Source organism: Salinisphaera sp. T5B8, from assembly GCF_040361255.1.
In the GTDB taxonomy this organism is placed as follows: Bacteria; Pseudomonadota; Gammaproteobacteria; order Nevskiales; family Salinisphaeraceae; genus Salinisphaera.
Genome location: NZ_APNG01000004.1, coordinates 246,547 through 260,467, shown reverse-complemented (window position 1 = coordinate 260,467; position 13,921 = coordinate 246,547). Strand labels below are relative to the sequence as shown.

10 protein-coding genes and 1 CRISPR repeat array (1 of these 11 cut by a window edge) are annotated in these 13,921 nt (G+C 64.8%); of the genes, 6 read left to right on the top strand and 4 right to left on the bottom strand.

What is annotated here, in order from left to right:
- Nucleotides 1-1,937: direct repeats of the CRISPR family, unit length 34 nt; unit sequence GTCGCGGCCCCGCGCGGGCCGCGCGGATAGAAAC; it reaches 830 nt to the left of the window's first position.
- Between the two features lie 182 nt (nucleotides 1,938-2,119).
- Entirely contained in the window at nucleotides 2,120-3,013 is an 894-nt protein-coding gene (locus tag T5B8_RS05635) for an ATP-binding protein (RefSeq protein WP_353176959.1), read from the top strand.
- Between the two features lie 331 nt (nucleotides 3,014-3,344).
- On the opposite strand, the gene T5B8_RS05630 is transcribed toward T5B8_RS05635, so the two are convergent.
- From T5B8_RS05630 to T5B8_RS05615, 4 genes are all read right to left on the bottom strand, one after another.
- Complete coding sequence (locus T5B8_RS05630; RefSeq protein WP_353176957.1) at nucleotides 3,345-3,902, bottom strand: SprT family zinc-dependent metalloprotease; 558 nt, start codon at nucleotides 3,900-3,902, stop codon at nucleotides 3,345-3,347.
- A 33-nt stretch (nucleotides 3,903-3,935) separates the two neighbouring features.
- Nucleotides 3,936-4,613 carry a hypothetical protein gene (locus T5B8_RS05625; protein WP_353176955.1) on the bottom strand — a complete coding sequence of 226 codons (678 nt, stop codon included), beginning with the start codon at nucleotides 4,611-4,613 and terminating at the stop codon, nucleotides 3,936-3,938.
- Between the two features lie 94 nt (nucleotides 4,614-4,707).
- Nucleotides 4,708-5,694 (bottom strand): helix-turn-helix transcriptional regulator, encoded by a 987-nt coding sequence (locus T5B8_RS05620; protein WP_353176953.1) that lies wholly within the window; start codon nucleotides 5,692-5,694, stop codon nucleotides 4,708-4,710.
- Between the two features lie 382 nt (nucleotides 5,695-6,076).
- A complete protein-coding gene (locus T5B8_RS05615; RefSeq protein WP_353176951.1) occupies nucleotides 6,077-8,239 on the bottom strand; it encodes a bifunctional metallophosphatase/5'-nucleotidase in 2,163 nt (720 codons plus the stop codon).
- A gap of 159 nt (nucleotides 8,240-8,398) precedes the next feature.
- Here T5B8_RS05615 and T5B8_RS05610 point away from each other — a divergent pair, with 159 nt between their 5' ends.
- From T5B8_RS05610 to T5B8_RS05590, 5 genes are all read left to right on the top strand, one after another.
- Entirely contained in the window at nucleotides 8,399-9,814 is a 1,416-nt protein-coding gene (locus tag T5B8_RS05610) for an SDR family NAD(P)-dependent oxidoreductase (protein WP_353176949.1), read from the top strand.
- The gene (locus tag T5B8_RS05605) at nucleotides 9,804-11,093 is read left to right on the top strand and encodes an ABC1 kinase family protein (RefSeq protein WP_353176947.1); all 1,290 of its coding nucleotides are present in this window, start codon (nucleotides 9,804-9,806) and stop codon (nucleotides 11,091-11,093) included. The genes T5B8_RS05610 and T5B8_RS05605 overlap by 11 nt, the downstream gene beginning before the upstream one ends.
- 65 nt (nucleotides 11,094-11,158) lie before the next feature.
- The gene (locus T5B8_RS05600) at nucleotides 11,159-11,860 is read left to right on the top strand and encodes a 7-cyano-7-deazaguanine/7-aminomethyl-7-deazaguanine transporter (protein WP_353176945.1); all 702 of its coding nucleotides are present in this window, start codon (nucleotides 11,159-11,161) and stop codon (nucleotides 11,858-11,860) included.
- A 103-nt stretch (nucleotides 11,861-11,963) separates the two neighbouring features.
- Complete coding sequence (locus tag T5B8_RS05595) at nucleotides 11,964-12,407, top strand: hypothetical protein (protein ID WP_353176943.1); 444 nt, start codon at nucleotides 11,964-11,966, stop codon at nucleotides 12,405-12,407.
- A 175-nt stretch (nucleotides 12,408-12,582) separates the two neighbouring features.
- The gene (locus tag T5B8_RS05590) at nucleotides 12,583-13,914 is read left to right on the top strand and encodes an arylsulfotransferase family protein (RefSeq protein ID WP_293623924.1); all 1,332 of its coding nucleotides are present in this window, start codon (nucleotides 12,583-12,585) and stop codon (nucleotides 13,912-13,914) included.
- Nucleotides 13,915-13,921 lie beyond the last annotated feature (7 nt).

The window sequence follows — 13,921 nt, the reverse complement described above, 5'->3', positions numbered from 1 at the left end:
CGCGGGCCGCGCGGATAGAAACACTACAAAGGCGGGTCGTGGCGCAGTCCGGATACGTCGCGGCCCCGCGCGGGCCGCGCGGATAGAAACGTGATCATGGCGGCCGTGGGCGAGGCGACGCCCGGCGGTCGCGGCCCCGCGCGGGCCGCGCGGATAGAAACAAGATGGATCGTAAAATGAAGTGGGTGCTGGGGGTCGCGGCCCCGCGCGGGCCGCGCGGATAGAAACCAGATGACTACGCGCAAACCGTCAACCGCGTATCCGTCGCGGCCCCGCGCGGGCCGCGCGGATAGAAACAAAATCATGAGGCAAGCTGTCTGGAGCAAATCAGGTCGCGGCCCCGCGCGGGCCGCGCGGATAGAAACATCGCGCGCCGTTGGCGGAACGCGGTACGCCGGCGTCGCGGCCCCGCGCGGGCCGCGCGGATAGAAACTTCTCGTCCGTCACAGGTCCGCTCAGGCTAGGCGGTCGCGGCCCCGCGCGGGCCGCGCGGATAGAAACGCCTCTGATGGCGCGATTGGCCTGGACGGCGTTACACGTCGCGGCCCCGCGCGGGCCGCGCGGATAGAAACGCCTGCGGCACTTGTCGCTTGCCGCCTTTCGGCGTCGCGGCCCCGCGCGGGCCGCGCGGATAGAAACGTTAGCGGTCGGTATCACAAATACTGGTTCGACGGTCGCGGCCCCGCGCGGGCCGCGCGGATAGAAACGGCTTTACGGGCAACGTCCGTACTGGCAGACGGGTCGCGGCCCCGCGCGGGCCGCGCGGATAGAAACTACAAATGGCTGATATCGAAATAATCGAATGTCGTCGCGGCCCCGCGCGGGCCGCGCGGATAGAAACGTTTACGACCATTTTTGAGTCCGAAGGCGGCACGTCGCGGCCCCGCGCGGGCCGCGCGGATAGAAACTGGTGCAGGCACGGCTGGCGCCACTGGCGTGTATTTGTCGCGGCCCCGCGCGGGCCGCGCGGATAGAAACCTCGCAGCCGACGTTCGCCTCCCACTGCAAACGCGTCGCGGCCCCGCGCGGGCCGCGCGGATAGAAACGCGAGTTTGCCAACACGCTAATGGATGAAGACGTGTCGCGGCCCCGCGCGGGCCGCGCGGATAGAAACTCCCCGAATCCGTTGAGCCGCATGGCCTCGTTGCTGGTCGCGGCCCCGCGCGGGCCGCGCGGATAGAAACGCCGTGGTGGGTGTGCGCAACAACGCGCCCGGCGGTCGCGGCCCCGCGCGGGCCGCGCGGATAGAAACCGGCACGGGCATGATGTCGGCCGGCAGCTGCAGCGTGTCGCGGCCCCGCGCGGGCCGCGCGGATAGAAACGCCATGAGCCGCGCCGGCCGGAACACTTCCCAGGCGTCGCGGCCCCGCGCGGGCCGCGCGGATAGAAACGTTCAACCATTCTTGGCGCTGGATGCGCTCGGCGTCGCGGCCCCGCGCGGGCCGCGCGGATAGAAACTCCCATGAGCTGCTGACGCATGAAGTCGCCGTAGTCGCGGCCCCGCGCGGGCCGCGCGGATAGAAACGAGATCGCCTACGCCCCGGCGGACTACATCGCCAGTCGCGGCCCCGCGCGGGCCGCGCGGATAGAAACCGCATCGAATGGCCGAGGATCAAGGAGAGCTGCCGTCGCGGCCCCGCGCGGGCCGCGCGGATAGAAACACGATGACCGGCTACTACAACCACCCGACCAACCGTCGCGGCCCCGCGCGGGCCGCGCGGATAGAAACGACGGCATCAGCACCGACTTGCAGACTGACGAAGAGTCGCGGCCCCGCGCGGGCCGCGCGGATAGAAACCGGATGTCCGCTGTATCGCCCACTGGAATACCTCAGGTCGCGGCCCCGCGCGGGCCGCGCGGATAGAAACACGTCCAGGTGGACCTGCTTAGTCGAGCTCTCCGAGTCGTGGCCCCGCGCGGGCCGCGCGGATAGAAACTGCGCCAGCGTCGCGGACGTGTTTGACAACGACGTGTCGCGGGCCGGGGCGGACAGAAACGTCGTCAGCGGCTCGTCTATTGCGTAGTCACGGCCCCGTGTGGGTCGTGCGGATAGAAACCTGTCGCGCCCCTTTCGCGTCGATGCTTCACGAAACCCGGCTGCTTGCATAAACTCCTGCGCATGCCAGATACAGACACCCTCGGCCGGATCGCGGCCCAGCTCGAACGTATTGCCGATGTTCAGGAAGCGCGGCTTGCCGATGCGCGCCGTGCCGTCGGTGCCGAGATCGACTGGACGGCGAGCGCGTTTCGCTGGCGTGACGATGGTCGCCTGCAGGCCATCGACGCACCGCAGGCACTGCCGCTGGAGCTTCTGCACGGAATCGAGACCCAGAAACAGCGGCTGCTCGCCAACACCCGCCAGTTCGTGGCCGGCCTGTCGGCCAACAACGCCCTGCTCTGGGGGTCGCGCGGTTCGGGCAAGTCGTCGCTGGTCAAGGCATTGTTGCCCGCCTTCGTGGACGACGGCCTGCGTATTGTCGAAGTGCCGGCGCACCGTCTGGTCGACCTGCCCGATCTGGTGGCCACGCTGGCCGAGCGGCCGGAGAAATTCATCGTCTTCTCGGACGATCTGTCGTTCGAAGCCGGTGACGGCAGCTACAAGGCGCTCAAGGCCGTGCTCGACGGTTCGCTCGCCGCCGCGCCGGATAACGTGCTGATCTATGCCACGTCGAACCGGCGCCATCTGCTGCCCGAATTCCAGTCCGAGAATCAGGCCGCCCAGCACGTGGATGGCGAGATTCATCACGGTGAAGCCGTCGAGGAGAAAATCTCGCTGTCGGAACGCTTTGGCCTCTGGCTGTCGTTCTACCCGTTCGATCAGGCGAATTATCTGGCCATCGCGGTCAAGCATCTGGCCGCGCACGGCATCGATGCCGAAATCGGCGTGGACGCGCCCTGGGAACGCGCGGCTCTGCAGTGGGCGCTGGCGCGTGGCACCCGTAGCGGGCGTACCGCCGAGCAGTTCGCCCGCGACTGGGCGGGGCGCCAGTCCTTGGCGCAGGCGGGCGATTAACCACAGACGCGACCTTGAGCGAGCGCAGCGAGCTTGTGTGTATTCGGGTCCCTTGGGCGTAGCGCCGAGCAGCACGAATCGTGAGCGGAATAAGACGGCCGGATGTTTGAGCGCAGCGAGTTTCCGGCCGTCCCGCTCGCGATTCGTGATGGGAGGGAACCGATGCGCAGCATCGGCGCAACACAGGGTGTCCTTTGCTTTGGTTACTTACCTGGACAAGCAAATGAAAGTCACTTGCACATCAGTGCGAAACCCCAAGCCGCAAGTACCCGCGTCGTTGATTCAGAAAACGAAAGGTTCGAGTTAAAGCCTACGCGCAATCCACCAACCGCTACGAACCCGCCCCCTCGTCGGCAAACCGCAATTTCTCCCCACAAACACGACAGACATAATCGGTGCCCTTCTGGGCACGCTTGTGGCGGATGCTGGTGAGATACGCGGGTTCTTCGCAGCCGCATGCATAGCGAAAGCGTTTGAGCTGGCGTACGGGTTCGGTGGGCAGCGTATGACACGGTGCCGGATCGACGCCGAAGGCGCGCATCAGCGCTTTCCATTCCTTGCCGTGCGGACGGGCACGGCGGCCGTAGAGCCGGTAGATCACCACGTGGGCCACTTCGTGGGGCACGGTTTCGGCGATCATTTCTTGCGGATGCGAGGCTAACAACGCGGCGTTGATCCGAATGCGGCAGTCGCGGCTGCGACGGGCGAAGATCGCCTGGCCGGCGGCCCGGCCCCGCAGATCGAAGGCGACGGCGGGTACCGGCAGCCGCCGCGCGCTGGCGCCGGTGATCTCGCGTGCACGCTCGATCCAGTACACCGTATCTTCGACAACGCGGGTTTGCAGGTCTTCGCCGTCGAGATCGAGACGATGCTGTTGGGCCTGGGCCATACGGCCACCCTCGATGACTGTTGCGAAAGCGGCTCAGGATACCTGTTGGCGGTCGCCCTGCGCAGAACGGCGGCGTGGCGGCGCCACGAATTCGAGCACCTGGCGCAGCCCCAGACGCTGGCGGCGTACCCAGTCGGCGTCGTCGAGTCGATCGCGCAGATTGAAGGGAAAGCTCTGGCTCAGTTCGGCCAGACGGCGATCCACCGCCGCGCGTGCGCCGACCAGGCGATCATGTTCGCTTCGAAGCGCGACGATGCCGTCCGGTAGCCGCGCCGCTGCGGCGTTGGGCTGTGCCCGCGCCAGCAGCTCGCGCAGACGCGCCGCGTCGCCACCCCGATAGGCCCGCACCGCAAGCGACCAAAGCCCCTCGGTATCCGCCGCCGCGGCACGCGGGGCCACTTGGGGATGCAAGGCGGCCAGCAGGGCCCGAAAAATGGCTCGAGCCTGGTCGGATTCCACCGGCGCCAGCGGCGACCAGCCACTGCGGGGCGCCAGCGCGGCGCCCAGGCGCAGTTCCGGCGCACTGTCCACGTCGCGACGCAGATCACCGAAAGCAGCCCAGTAGCGCGCCGCCCATTCGGGGCCGTCGTGGAAACGCCAGTCGGCTTCGATGGCCAGTGCCCGTACGAGCGCACGGCGCTCGGCGCGTGCAGCCTGCACCAGCTGGGCATGGGCCGGATGAATCAGTCGTTGGGCCATTGTTTCGCTCATGGGTCGCTCCCCTTGTCCACGTGATGTCGTCAACGTGGGAGAGCTTGCCGGTGGCGGTGGGTCAAACAACGACCCTGGGCTGTATGAATTTACATTAAATATATTCGGCGTAGTGCGCTGCCGCCGCACGCAGGCGCTCGGCAGCGGCCCGGCGCAGAGATTCCGGGGCGATGATTTCGGCCTCCGGCCCGTAGGCGAGCACGTCGGCCAACAATTCGGCGCTGGCCGAATACGGCACCTGCAGCTCGTAGCCGCCGTCGTCGAGCGCATGGCCCTGTTGATCGGGATGCCATTGCTCGTCGGCTACCCAGCGTGCGGCCTGGGGCGAAAAACGAATCACGGCGGTGTGCGCCGCCGCCCCCGAGAAGATGCCGTAGCCACTGCCCAGCTCGGCCTCAAGGGCGTCGCTGTCCATATCGAGCGCTTCGTCGTCGAGTGTTTCGGCAGCGCGAATCCGGTCGAGCGAAAAGCTGCGCAACCCGTTAGCGTCGTGACACCAGCCGTCGAGATACCAATTGTCGCGGTAATAGACCAGCCGCTGCGGCGAGATGGTACGCTGGCTTTCGGTATCGCGGGCACGCCCGTGATAGCGAATCCGCAGCCGTCGACGCATGGCCATGGCCCCGGCGACCTCGGCAAAGGCCGGGCCCGGCCGGCGCGCGCTGGCGCGCAGGATACGCGTGCGCCGGGCCAGCTCACCGGTGCCCATCGCCCGACTCTCCAGGATGCGTTCCAGGCGTTTGCGTACCGGCGCGAGGTCCACCGCCAACAGGCCCGGTTGGACTGTTTCCAGTAGCTGATCCATGGCCAGCAGCGAGATCAGCTCCGAGGCGTTGAACCAGAGTCCGGGCAATTCGAACTGGGCGTCGGGCGTGCTGCCATCGGCGCTGGCGTAGTAGTAGCCGTTGTATTCGCGGTCGTATTCGATGGGCGCATCGAGATAGAGCCGCATATCGCGAATGATGCGCTTGACCGTCGCCGGTGAGCATTCCAGTCGTGCTTCCAGCGTGGCCTTGGGAATGGGCCGGCGCGCGCCAGCCAGCTGCTTGTGCAGGGCGTAGATTCGGTCGAAGACGTTCATGCGACGAGTTTAGGAAGCTCCGCACAACCTGTCACGGTCGCGCCGGGTCCTTTGCGTGCGATTGACAGACAAGTGAGCGGGTAGCGTGTCCAAGCCATTACAAGTTGCACGGTCGCGAACACTGACGCCGATCAAACGCGCGCAAAGCCCCGGCCCGCAGGGGATTCGGCCTCACAGACGCCGCGGCCCCGTTGCCAGGCTTGACCTGCCAAAAAGGCAGGCGCTGCGTCTGCACGCCTTGCCGCGCCGTCTGTGAGGACTCGAACACGATCCGCGAGCGGTTATGCAGAGCATCCCTGGCGCCTCGTTTCAAACCCGCCCACGAAAAAGGCCGCGCTGAACCCCAGCGCGGCCCCCTTTCCTGCATGTTGCGATCAGTGAATCAACGCGCGGCGCGGCGTGCCTCGAGATTGACGATACGCGTGTCCTGCGCGGCCGGTGTTTCGGCGATATCGAATGCCGTGCCCCCGTTGTCGGGGTTGTAGCGCGATTGCAGATATTCGGCAAAGGCATCCTGCTCGGTGCCGGTGGCTGCGAACATCGCCAGGCCCGGATCGTAGTCGGTGCCGATCTGCGAAGCATCGATCACGCCGTCGGTGGTCGGGTCGATATCGACACGCTGCGGATCGGCCAGATTCTTCAACGGATAGGCATCGCCGCAATCATTGTTGCCGGCATCGTAGTTGTCGCCCGGCACACAGGCGGCAGTGAAGGCGAGCAGCACCATACGAATCTCGCGACTGGCGTCGCCCTGGAGGACGCCGTTGGTCACCAGCGTATCGCTGGTATCGCCGTTAGCATCGATGAGCTCGAGGCTGCGGATACGGTTACCGGTGGTGGCCGTACCCAGATTCATCTGCCCGCCGGTACGCGCGGTTTCGTCCACATCGAAGGCGATACGCATGCCGCCAATCTGCGGAAACTGGCCGGGCGTGGCCCCATCGGTGGTGGCGGCCACGGCATGTTCCATGATGTCGCGCAGCTCGGCCGCGGTCACGCTGATGATCGTCAGGCTGTTGTTGAAACGCAGCGCGCCGGCGATATCGAACTGCGACACGCCCCCTTCCGGCTTGCCGATGGATTCATTGGCCTGCGGCGGGCGCAGTTCGGCCTCACCGGTACCGCCCGGCGGGACAACCGACTGGCCGATGGCGTCGCGGATACCGCCGCCATTCTTGAGCGACACCTGCACGCCCGGCTCGACGAGGCGCGCGTAGTACAAATTGGCATCGGCGGTGAGGTCGCCAAGGTTCGTCTCCTCGGTACGCACCTGGGTGCGGCGCCCGTCGAGATAGACATCGGTAATGCCCTGGACATTGCCGTCCTGCTCGGCGAGTACGTTCTGCAGCGCGGACTGTACGGCCAGTACATCCGAGTCGGCCTCGGTATTCAGGCCCCGGGTGGCCAGTTGCTCGACGATGGCATCGGTGCTGGCCCAGGCGCCGTTGGCGACCGGGTCCAGCGAATCGGTCAACAGCACGCCATTGGCATCGAAATCGACCACGAGACGGCCGAGATATTTGTAATCGCCGTCGACGTTGACCACCAGCGTGGGCGTCTCATCCGGGTCCTCGAAGGCCAGCGGATAGGTGTCGGCCGCGCTGTCGCCGTCGCGCAAGACGTCGTTGCTGTCGGCCAGCAGCGTGTTCGAGCCGCCGGCGATGATGATATCGACATCGTTCAAACGGGTGGCCAGGGCTTTTTCGATTGCGATCTGCTGCATATGGGAAACCAGCACGATCTTGTCGATGCCCTGGGCGACGAGCGCGTCCACGCCGGGCTGAATCGCTGCCGCCAACGCGTCGTAGCCGGCATCGTCCATGGCAAACCCGTCCGGCGACATATCGATTCCGCCGGTCGAGGTGATGCTCGCCAGAAGCGGCGTGGTCGCACCGACCACGCCGATAGTTTCGCCGCCGACCTTCACCGTGGTCGAGCCAGCTACGCGGCCAGCCACCTCGGCTGACGGCCGGCCATTCTCGGCCACCAGAGCCGACAGATTGCTGTCGCCCGAAAAATCGGCATTGAAGGACAGATACGGGAAGGCGGCGCCGGCATAGCCATCGCTGTCGCCGTCACCCGCGATCAAACCGGCAAAGGCCGACGTGCCGGCGTCCAGATCATGATTGCCCAGTGCCGAGGCGGACGTGCCGAAACGATTCACGAACACGATATCCGCGCGGCCGTTGCCGGCGGCGCCGAGCGCTTCGGGCACATCGTCGTCGGCCAGCGCGCCGGCGGCGAAAAACCGCGGTCCGGGGATGAAATTGTCGCCCGAGGAGAGCACGAGCGTATTGTTCGACAGCGTATCGACGCTGGCGAACGCGTTGACCAGGCTGGAAAAGTTGGAGACGTAATCCAGCGCCGCGGTGGAGCCGTCCATATCCGCGAAATGCAGTAGCTGAAGACGATAGGCGGCCGTTTGCTGCCCATCGCCGTTATTGTCGTCGTTATCGCTGGAATCGCTGTCGGAACAGCCGGCCATCGCCGCGGTCAGACAGAGTGTCAGCAGCAGTCGTCGCCAGACGGATCGCGTCTTGTTCATGGGTCCCCCGGAAGTGTCGGTTAAAGTCGACGCGCAGGCTAGCGGGGGCATAAGGCGGCACGATGACAATTCACTGACAGACCCGTGACGGTTGCAACGCCTCAACCGCCACGGCCAGACTGGCGTATAACTCGACTTTGGTCGCAGCTTAAAGATTCCATGATCCGACTCCATGAAACCGTCCGTGTCGCGCGCAGCCCCGCCGACTGCTATCGCTACCTGGCTGATTTCTCGACCTGCGAGCAGTGGGACCCGGGTGTCTATCGCGCCCGCAAACGCACGCCCGGCGCGCCCGCCGTGGGCAGCGAATTCGACGTGACCGTGCAGATGTTCGGCCGGCGTACCACGCTGACCTACCGGATAACCGAACTCGCCCCCGACCAACATATCGCGCTGGAAATGCGGGGCCCGGGTATTACCTCGGTCGAATCCATTCGTTTCGAAGAGAGCCCCGTCGGCGATACGACGATCGATTATCGCGCGGATTTTTCGCTCTCGGGCGTGCTCCGGGCCAGCGAACTCGCGCTCAAGCCCGTGTTCAAGCGCATGGGGCGCAAGGCGGTTGCCGGGCTGGCCAGTGCGCTGACGATTGATACCGAAGCCCCGCGCCAGGGCTGGGTGAGCTATGCGGCCGATCGCAGCCTGTTACTGGCCGCTCCGGCGTTTACCGAACGCGGTTATCTCGCGCTCGACGACAAGGCCCATAGCGAATTCATGGACGAACGCGTGGCCGTGGTCACCGGTGCGACCAGCGGCATCGGCGAAGCGATCGCTGCCGAATATGCACGCCTGGGCGCGACGGTGGTACTGGTCGGGCGCGATACCGGCAAGCTCGCGGCGTCGCGCAAGCACGTACACGACTTCGCCGGCCAGACGATGGAACGTATTCATACCGAACAGGCCGACCTGCTCGATGTCGACGCCACGCGCGCGCTCGGCGAGCGGCTCATCGCGCGTTTTCCGAAAATCGATGTCCTGGTCAATAACGCCGGCGCCCTATTCCACGAACATGCACTAACCGGCGACGGCTTCGAGCGCAGCCTGGCGATCAACCTGGTCGCCCCGTTTGTGCTGACCGAAACGCTGTTGCCCGCGCTGGCCGCGGCCAAGGCGCGGGTGATCAATATGTCCAGCGGTGGCATGTATCTGCAGCCGCTGGTACTCGACGACCTGAACTTTGAAAACGAATCGTTCAGCGGTAACAAGGCCTATGCCCGCGCCAAACGCGGCCTCGTCGCCCTGACCCGCCACTGGGCACGCCGCTACGGCGATGCCGGCCTGCACTTCAATGCGATGCACCCGGGCTGGGTAGCCACGCCCGGGGTGACCGAATCCCTGCCGGGCTTCGACAAGGTCATGCGGCGCGTGCTGCGCGATGCGCGCATGGGCGCCGATACCGCCGTCTGGCTGGGCTCGGCCCGGGCGGCGCGCAATTGCCAGGGCCAGTTCTTTCTCGATCGCACACCTCATCCCACCGCTGTGCTGCCGAATACGGCCGTACGCCCGAGCGATGCGCAAACGCTTTACGGCTGGCTGCGCAACGAAACGGGCATCGAGGTTCACGGTGTCGGATAAGCGCGAACAACGTACCCGGCGTCGGCGCATTCTCGGCGCCGGCATGCGCAGCCTGGGTCGTGGCGTGCTCCAGACCATGCCCGGCTACGATCGCGCCAAGAGCTGGCAGAAGACCGGCCAGGACTGGTTCGACACCCTCGGCGGGCTCAAGGGCGCGGCCATGAAACTGGGTCAGATCGCGTCCCAATACCGCGATTTTCTGCCCGAGCCGCTGGTCGAACAGCTTTCGCGCCTGCAACGCAACGCCGAACCCTGGGCGTTCGAACGGCTCGAACCCGTGCTCGATGAAGCCTGGAACGACGAACAACGCGCGCTGATCGCCGACATCGATGAACAAGCCATGGCTGCGGCCTCCATCGGCCAGGTGCATCGCGCACGACTGGTGGACGGGCGCGACGTGGTGGTCAAGATTCGCTACCCCGGCGTGGCGGATGCGGTGGACGCGGATATCGACAACCTTGGCCGCCTGCTCAAGCTGTCGCGTTTTCTGCCGATCCGCGGCAGCGATATCGATGCGGTGCTCGATGAACTGCGTGAGCGCTTTATCGAGGAAACCAACTACGTACAGGAGCTGGCCCACCTGCAGACGTTACGGGCAATCGAGCTGCCCGGCTTCGTACTGCCCGAGCCGGTGCCCGAGCTATGTACCGATGCGGTATTGGTGACGACCTATGTCGATGCACGCCCCGTCGACGAGGCCGCGCCCGAACGCGGTCATGCCATCGTTCAGGCGATCAACCTGCAGGTATTCACCCACGGCATTCTGCATGCCGATCCGCACCCCGGTAATTTCGGGGTGACCGAGGACGGCTCGATTGCCCTGTTCGATTTTGGCTGTACAAAAACGCTCGATATCGAAACCCGTCACGGGTTGCGGGATGTGGTGGCCGCCGCCCTCGACGGCCGCTGGCAGGATCTGCATCACGCGCTGGAACGCCTGGGCGTGGTGCCGCCCGACAGCTGGGCACAGCACGGCGAAACCTATGCCCAGATCTATGCCAGCCACGCCACGGCTTCGCTGGAACCCATTCGCCATCAATCGCCCTATGTGTTTACCGACGACGGGTTGATCGAATCCATACGCGGCGAAGTGCGCGCATCGCTGCGCCACTGGAAGCTGTTCAATGCCGCCCCGCAGCTGGTGTTCTTGATGCGCACGCTCAGCGGGCTGTACTGGATATTGCGTAATATCCGCGCAGAAGCCGATCTGCATGCCGAGTTGCAAAAGATCGCGGCGGGCGACTACGATCCGCCGCCTGTCAACGAGCCGCCGGCCTGAGCCATTCAGGCGGTTCGATCACGCCACGGGTTCCCTCACCCCGTCACGAAAAAGGAAAAGCAGGCATGTCGTTATCGTTATCAGCGGCGCAGTGGCGCCGGATCGTGATCGTACTCGCGGGGCTGCATGTGCTGGTCATCGCCGCGAGCAACTATCTGGTGCAGTTGCCGTTCACCCTGCTGGGCTGGCATACGACCTGGGGCGCGTTCAGTTTTCCGTTCATCTTCCTGGCCAGCGATCTGACCGTACGTTTGCTCGGCGCGGCCACCGCGCGGCGCGTGGTGGCCGCGGCCATGGGCCCGGCGCTGGTCGTGTCGTATCTGTTGTCCGTGCTCTATGTCGACGGGCGATTTGCCGGTGTCAACGCGCTCGGCGAATTCAATACGCTGGTCGCGCGCATCGCACTGGCGAGCTTTTGTGCCTATCTGTTCGGCCAGTTGCTGGATATCGGCGTGTTTCAGCGCCTGCGGGCGCTACGGCAATGGTGGGTCGCACCCGCGGCCTCGACCGTATTCGGCAACGCGCTGGATACGCTGCTGTTTTTCTCGATTGCCTTTGCTGGTTCGTCGAATGCGTTCATGGCCGAGCACTGGCTGGAGATCGCCTGTGTGGATTATGCGTTCAAGCTGCTGATCAGCCTGTGTCTGTTTCTGCCGCTCTACGGCGCATTACTGGCCGTGCTGTCACGTTATCTGCTCACGGCAACGGCCGACGCCACGCCGGGGCGTATCGATTCTCGCGCTGACAGACCCGGTTATAGCCGGTAATGCCGCGCTGCGTGCCCGGCACGCGGCGTGCTATAACTCGAGCTGATGCCAATAAGCCCGGCAGCGGGCACACAACAACACGATTTAGCGAGGGAGATACGCCATGGTCAATCGCAACTTGGCGCTCTGGCTGTATATGTTTGCGGGGGCACTATTGCTGGCTGGTGTTGCCGTCGCCGCCCGTGCCCAGTCGGCGATCGTGAACACGCACAAACCGTTCACGCTCAAACTTCGCTACGGCAATAACGCCGATCCGGCCGCCACCGCCACGGCTGGATCCAAGCCACGACGTATCGAGACCACCGTGGCCGAACTCGATAGCGGGCATATCGAAACCCGCGACGCCGTGCTCGAATACTGGTTCGACGCGACCGGCGATTCGGGTGATATGGCCCTGTCGGTCGACTTCACCTATGCCATCGCCCAGGGCCAGCTTCATGCCCAGACACGACTGCTCATGCGCGCGGGCGAGTGGAAGCGCGTCGCCGTGAATACCGACTCGGCGACCGGCACCGACGCCGTATTCGTACGCGTGGATCGCAATTAATCGAACCGGTCAGGGCCTGCGCGTTCAGAGACTTAGTGCCCCGCCTGCGAAAATGAAAATAATTTAATACCGTCCTGACGGAAACTTCAGGAAAGTGCTACGGTCTTAGTCAGGCCGAGGGCGGATGCTTCGAGGGTCGAAGCGTTCGTATGGGACCCTTAGCTAGGGTTCAACAATGGATAAAGCGGATCGCGTCGGTTTTGCGGCGTTTTTCGTGGCCTGTCTCTTTCTCGCCTTTCTCGGCGGTACGCTGGTCGTGCTCGCCAAGGTGTTTCCGTACGAATGGCTCAATGACGCCTACAAGGCCGGTCATGCGCTCATCGTTCAGGACTCGATCCACGACCGGTACACACAGACCGACCAGTGGCGTAGCGCACGCACCGACAAGCGCGGCGTCACCATCAACGACCCCGCGCGTGCCTATAACGGCTATACGCTGTATACCTCGGGCGGCGCGCCCTATGCGTCGCTGGTGGATATGGACGGCAACGAAGTCCATCGCTGGCAGCTGGACTACAGCAAGCTCTGGGACACCGCGCCGGACGGGCGCGGCGCGCGCGACGACGCGCTCATGTACTGGCGCAAGGCCATCATGTACCCCAATGGCGATCTGCTGGCGATCTATATCGCTGCCGGCGATACGCCCTGGGGCTATGGCCTGGTCAAGCTCGATGCCGATTCCAATGTCCTGTGGAAATACCACGGCGCCACCCATCACGATATCGATATCGCCCCGGACGGGCGTGTGCTCGTGCTCACCCACGCCTTCAGCGAAAAGCGCTTCGAGAATTTCCCGGCGCTCGCAAAGCCGTTTCTCGACGATTACGTGGTGGTGCTCGACGGCAATACGGGCGAAGAACAGGCCAAGATCCCGCTGTTCGAGGCCTTTTACGAGTCGCGCTATCAGCCGCTGCTGACCAATATCGCCCATTTCGCCCTCGAAGACCCGCTGCATACCAATAGCGTGCAGTTCATCGATGACGAACTGGCGAAGAACTTCGCCCCGGCCAAGGGCCGTGGCAATCAAGTGCTGGTGTCGTTTCGACACCCCGGCACGCCGGCGCTCATCGACCTGAATACCGGGCAGATGACCTGGGCGATGGCCGGCTCCTGGCTGGGTCAGCATTTCGCCCGCGCACTGCCCAACGGCCACTTCACCCTGTTCGACAACTACGGTCATTTCCAGGCCGACAACATGACCCGCGCGCTCGAAGTCGATCCGGAAAACGAACAGATCGTATGGCGCTACGAGGGCAGCGCCGAGCATCCCTTCGCCAGCCGCCTGCGCGGTGCGATGACGACCCTGCCCAACGGCAATCGTCTGATCACCGAGTCCGACGGCGGCCGACTGTTCGAAGTCGCGCCCAACGGCGACATCGTGTGGGAGTTCATCAATCCGGTACGCGGGGGCGACCAGAACCAGTACATCCCGGTCGTCTCCTCCGGTCAGCGGCTGCGCGCCGAAGATCTGGAGCCGGCTTTTCGCGAAAGCATCCAAACGCCCTAGGAGGTCT

Bases quoted from the DNA above. Each gene is read 5' to 3' on its own strand.
- T5B8_RS05610 (WP_353176949.1), top strand. From the start codon at position 8,399: ATGATCCGACTCCATGAAACCGTCCGTGTCGCGCGCAGCCCCGCCGAC.
- T5B8_RS05630 (WP_353176957.1), bottom strand. From the start codon at position 3,902: ATGGCCCAGGCCCAACAGCATCGTCTCGATCTCGACGGCGAAGACCTG.
- T5B8_RS05635 (WP_353176959.1), top strand. From the start codon at position 2,120: ATGCCAGATACAGACACCCTCGGCCGGATCGCGGCCCAGCTCGAACGT.
- T5B8_RS05590 (WP_293623924.1), top strand. From the start codon at position 12,583: ATGGATAAAGCGGATCGCGTCGGTTTTGCGGCGTTTTTCGTGGCCTGT.
- T5B8_RS05620 (WP_353176953.1), bottom strand. From the start codon at position 5,694: ATGAACGTCTTCGACCGAATCTACGCCCTGCACAAGCAGCTGGCTGGC.
- T5B8_RS05600 (WP_353176945.1), top strand. From the start codon at position 11,159: ATGTCGTTATCGTTATCAGCGGCGCAGTGGCGCCGGATCGTGATCGTA.
- T5B8_RS05615 (WP_353176951.1), bottom strand. From the start codon at position 8,239: ATGAACAAGACGCGATCCGTCTGGCGACGACTGCTGCTGACACTCTGT.
- T5B8_RS05595 (WP_353176943.1), top strand. From the start codon at position 11,964: ATGGTCAATCGCAACTTGGCGCTCTGGCTGTATATGTTTGCGGGGGCA.
- T5B8_RS05625 (WP_353176955.1), bottom strand. From the start codon at position 4,613: ATGAGCGAAACAATGGCCCAACGACTGATTCATCCGGCCCATGCCCAG.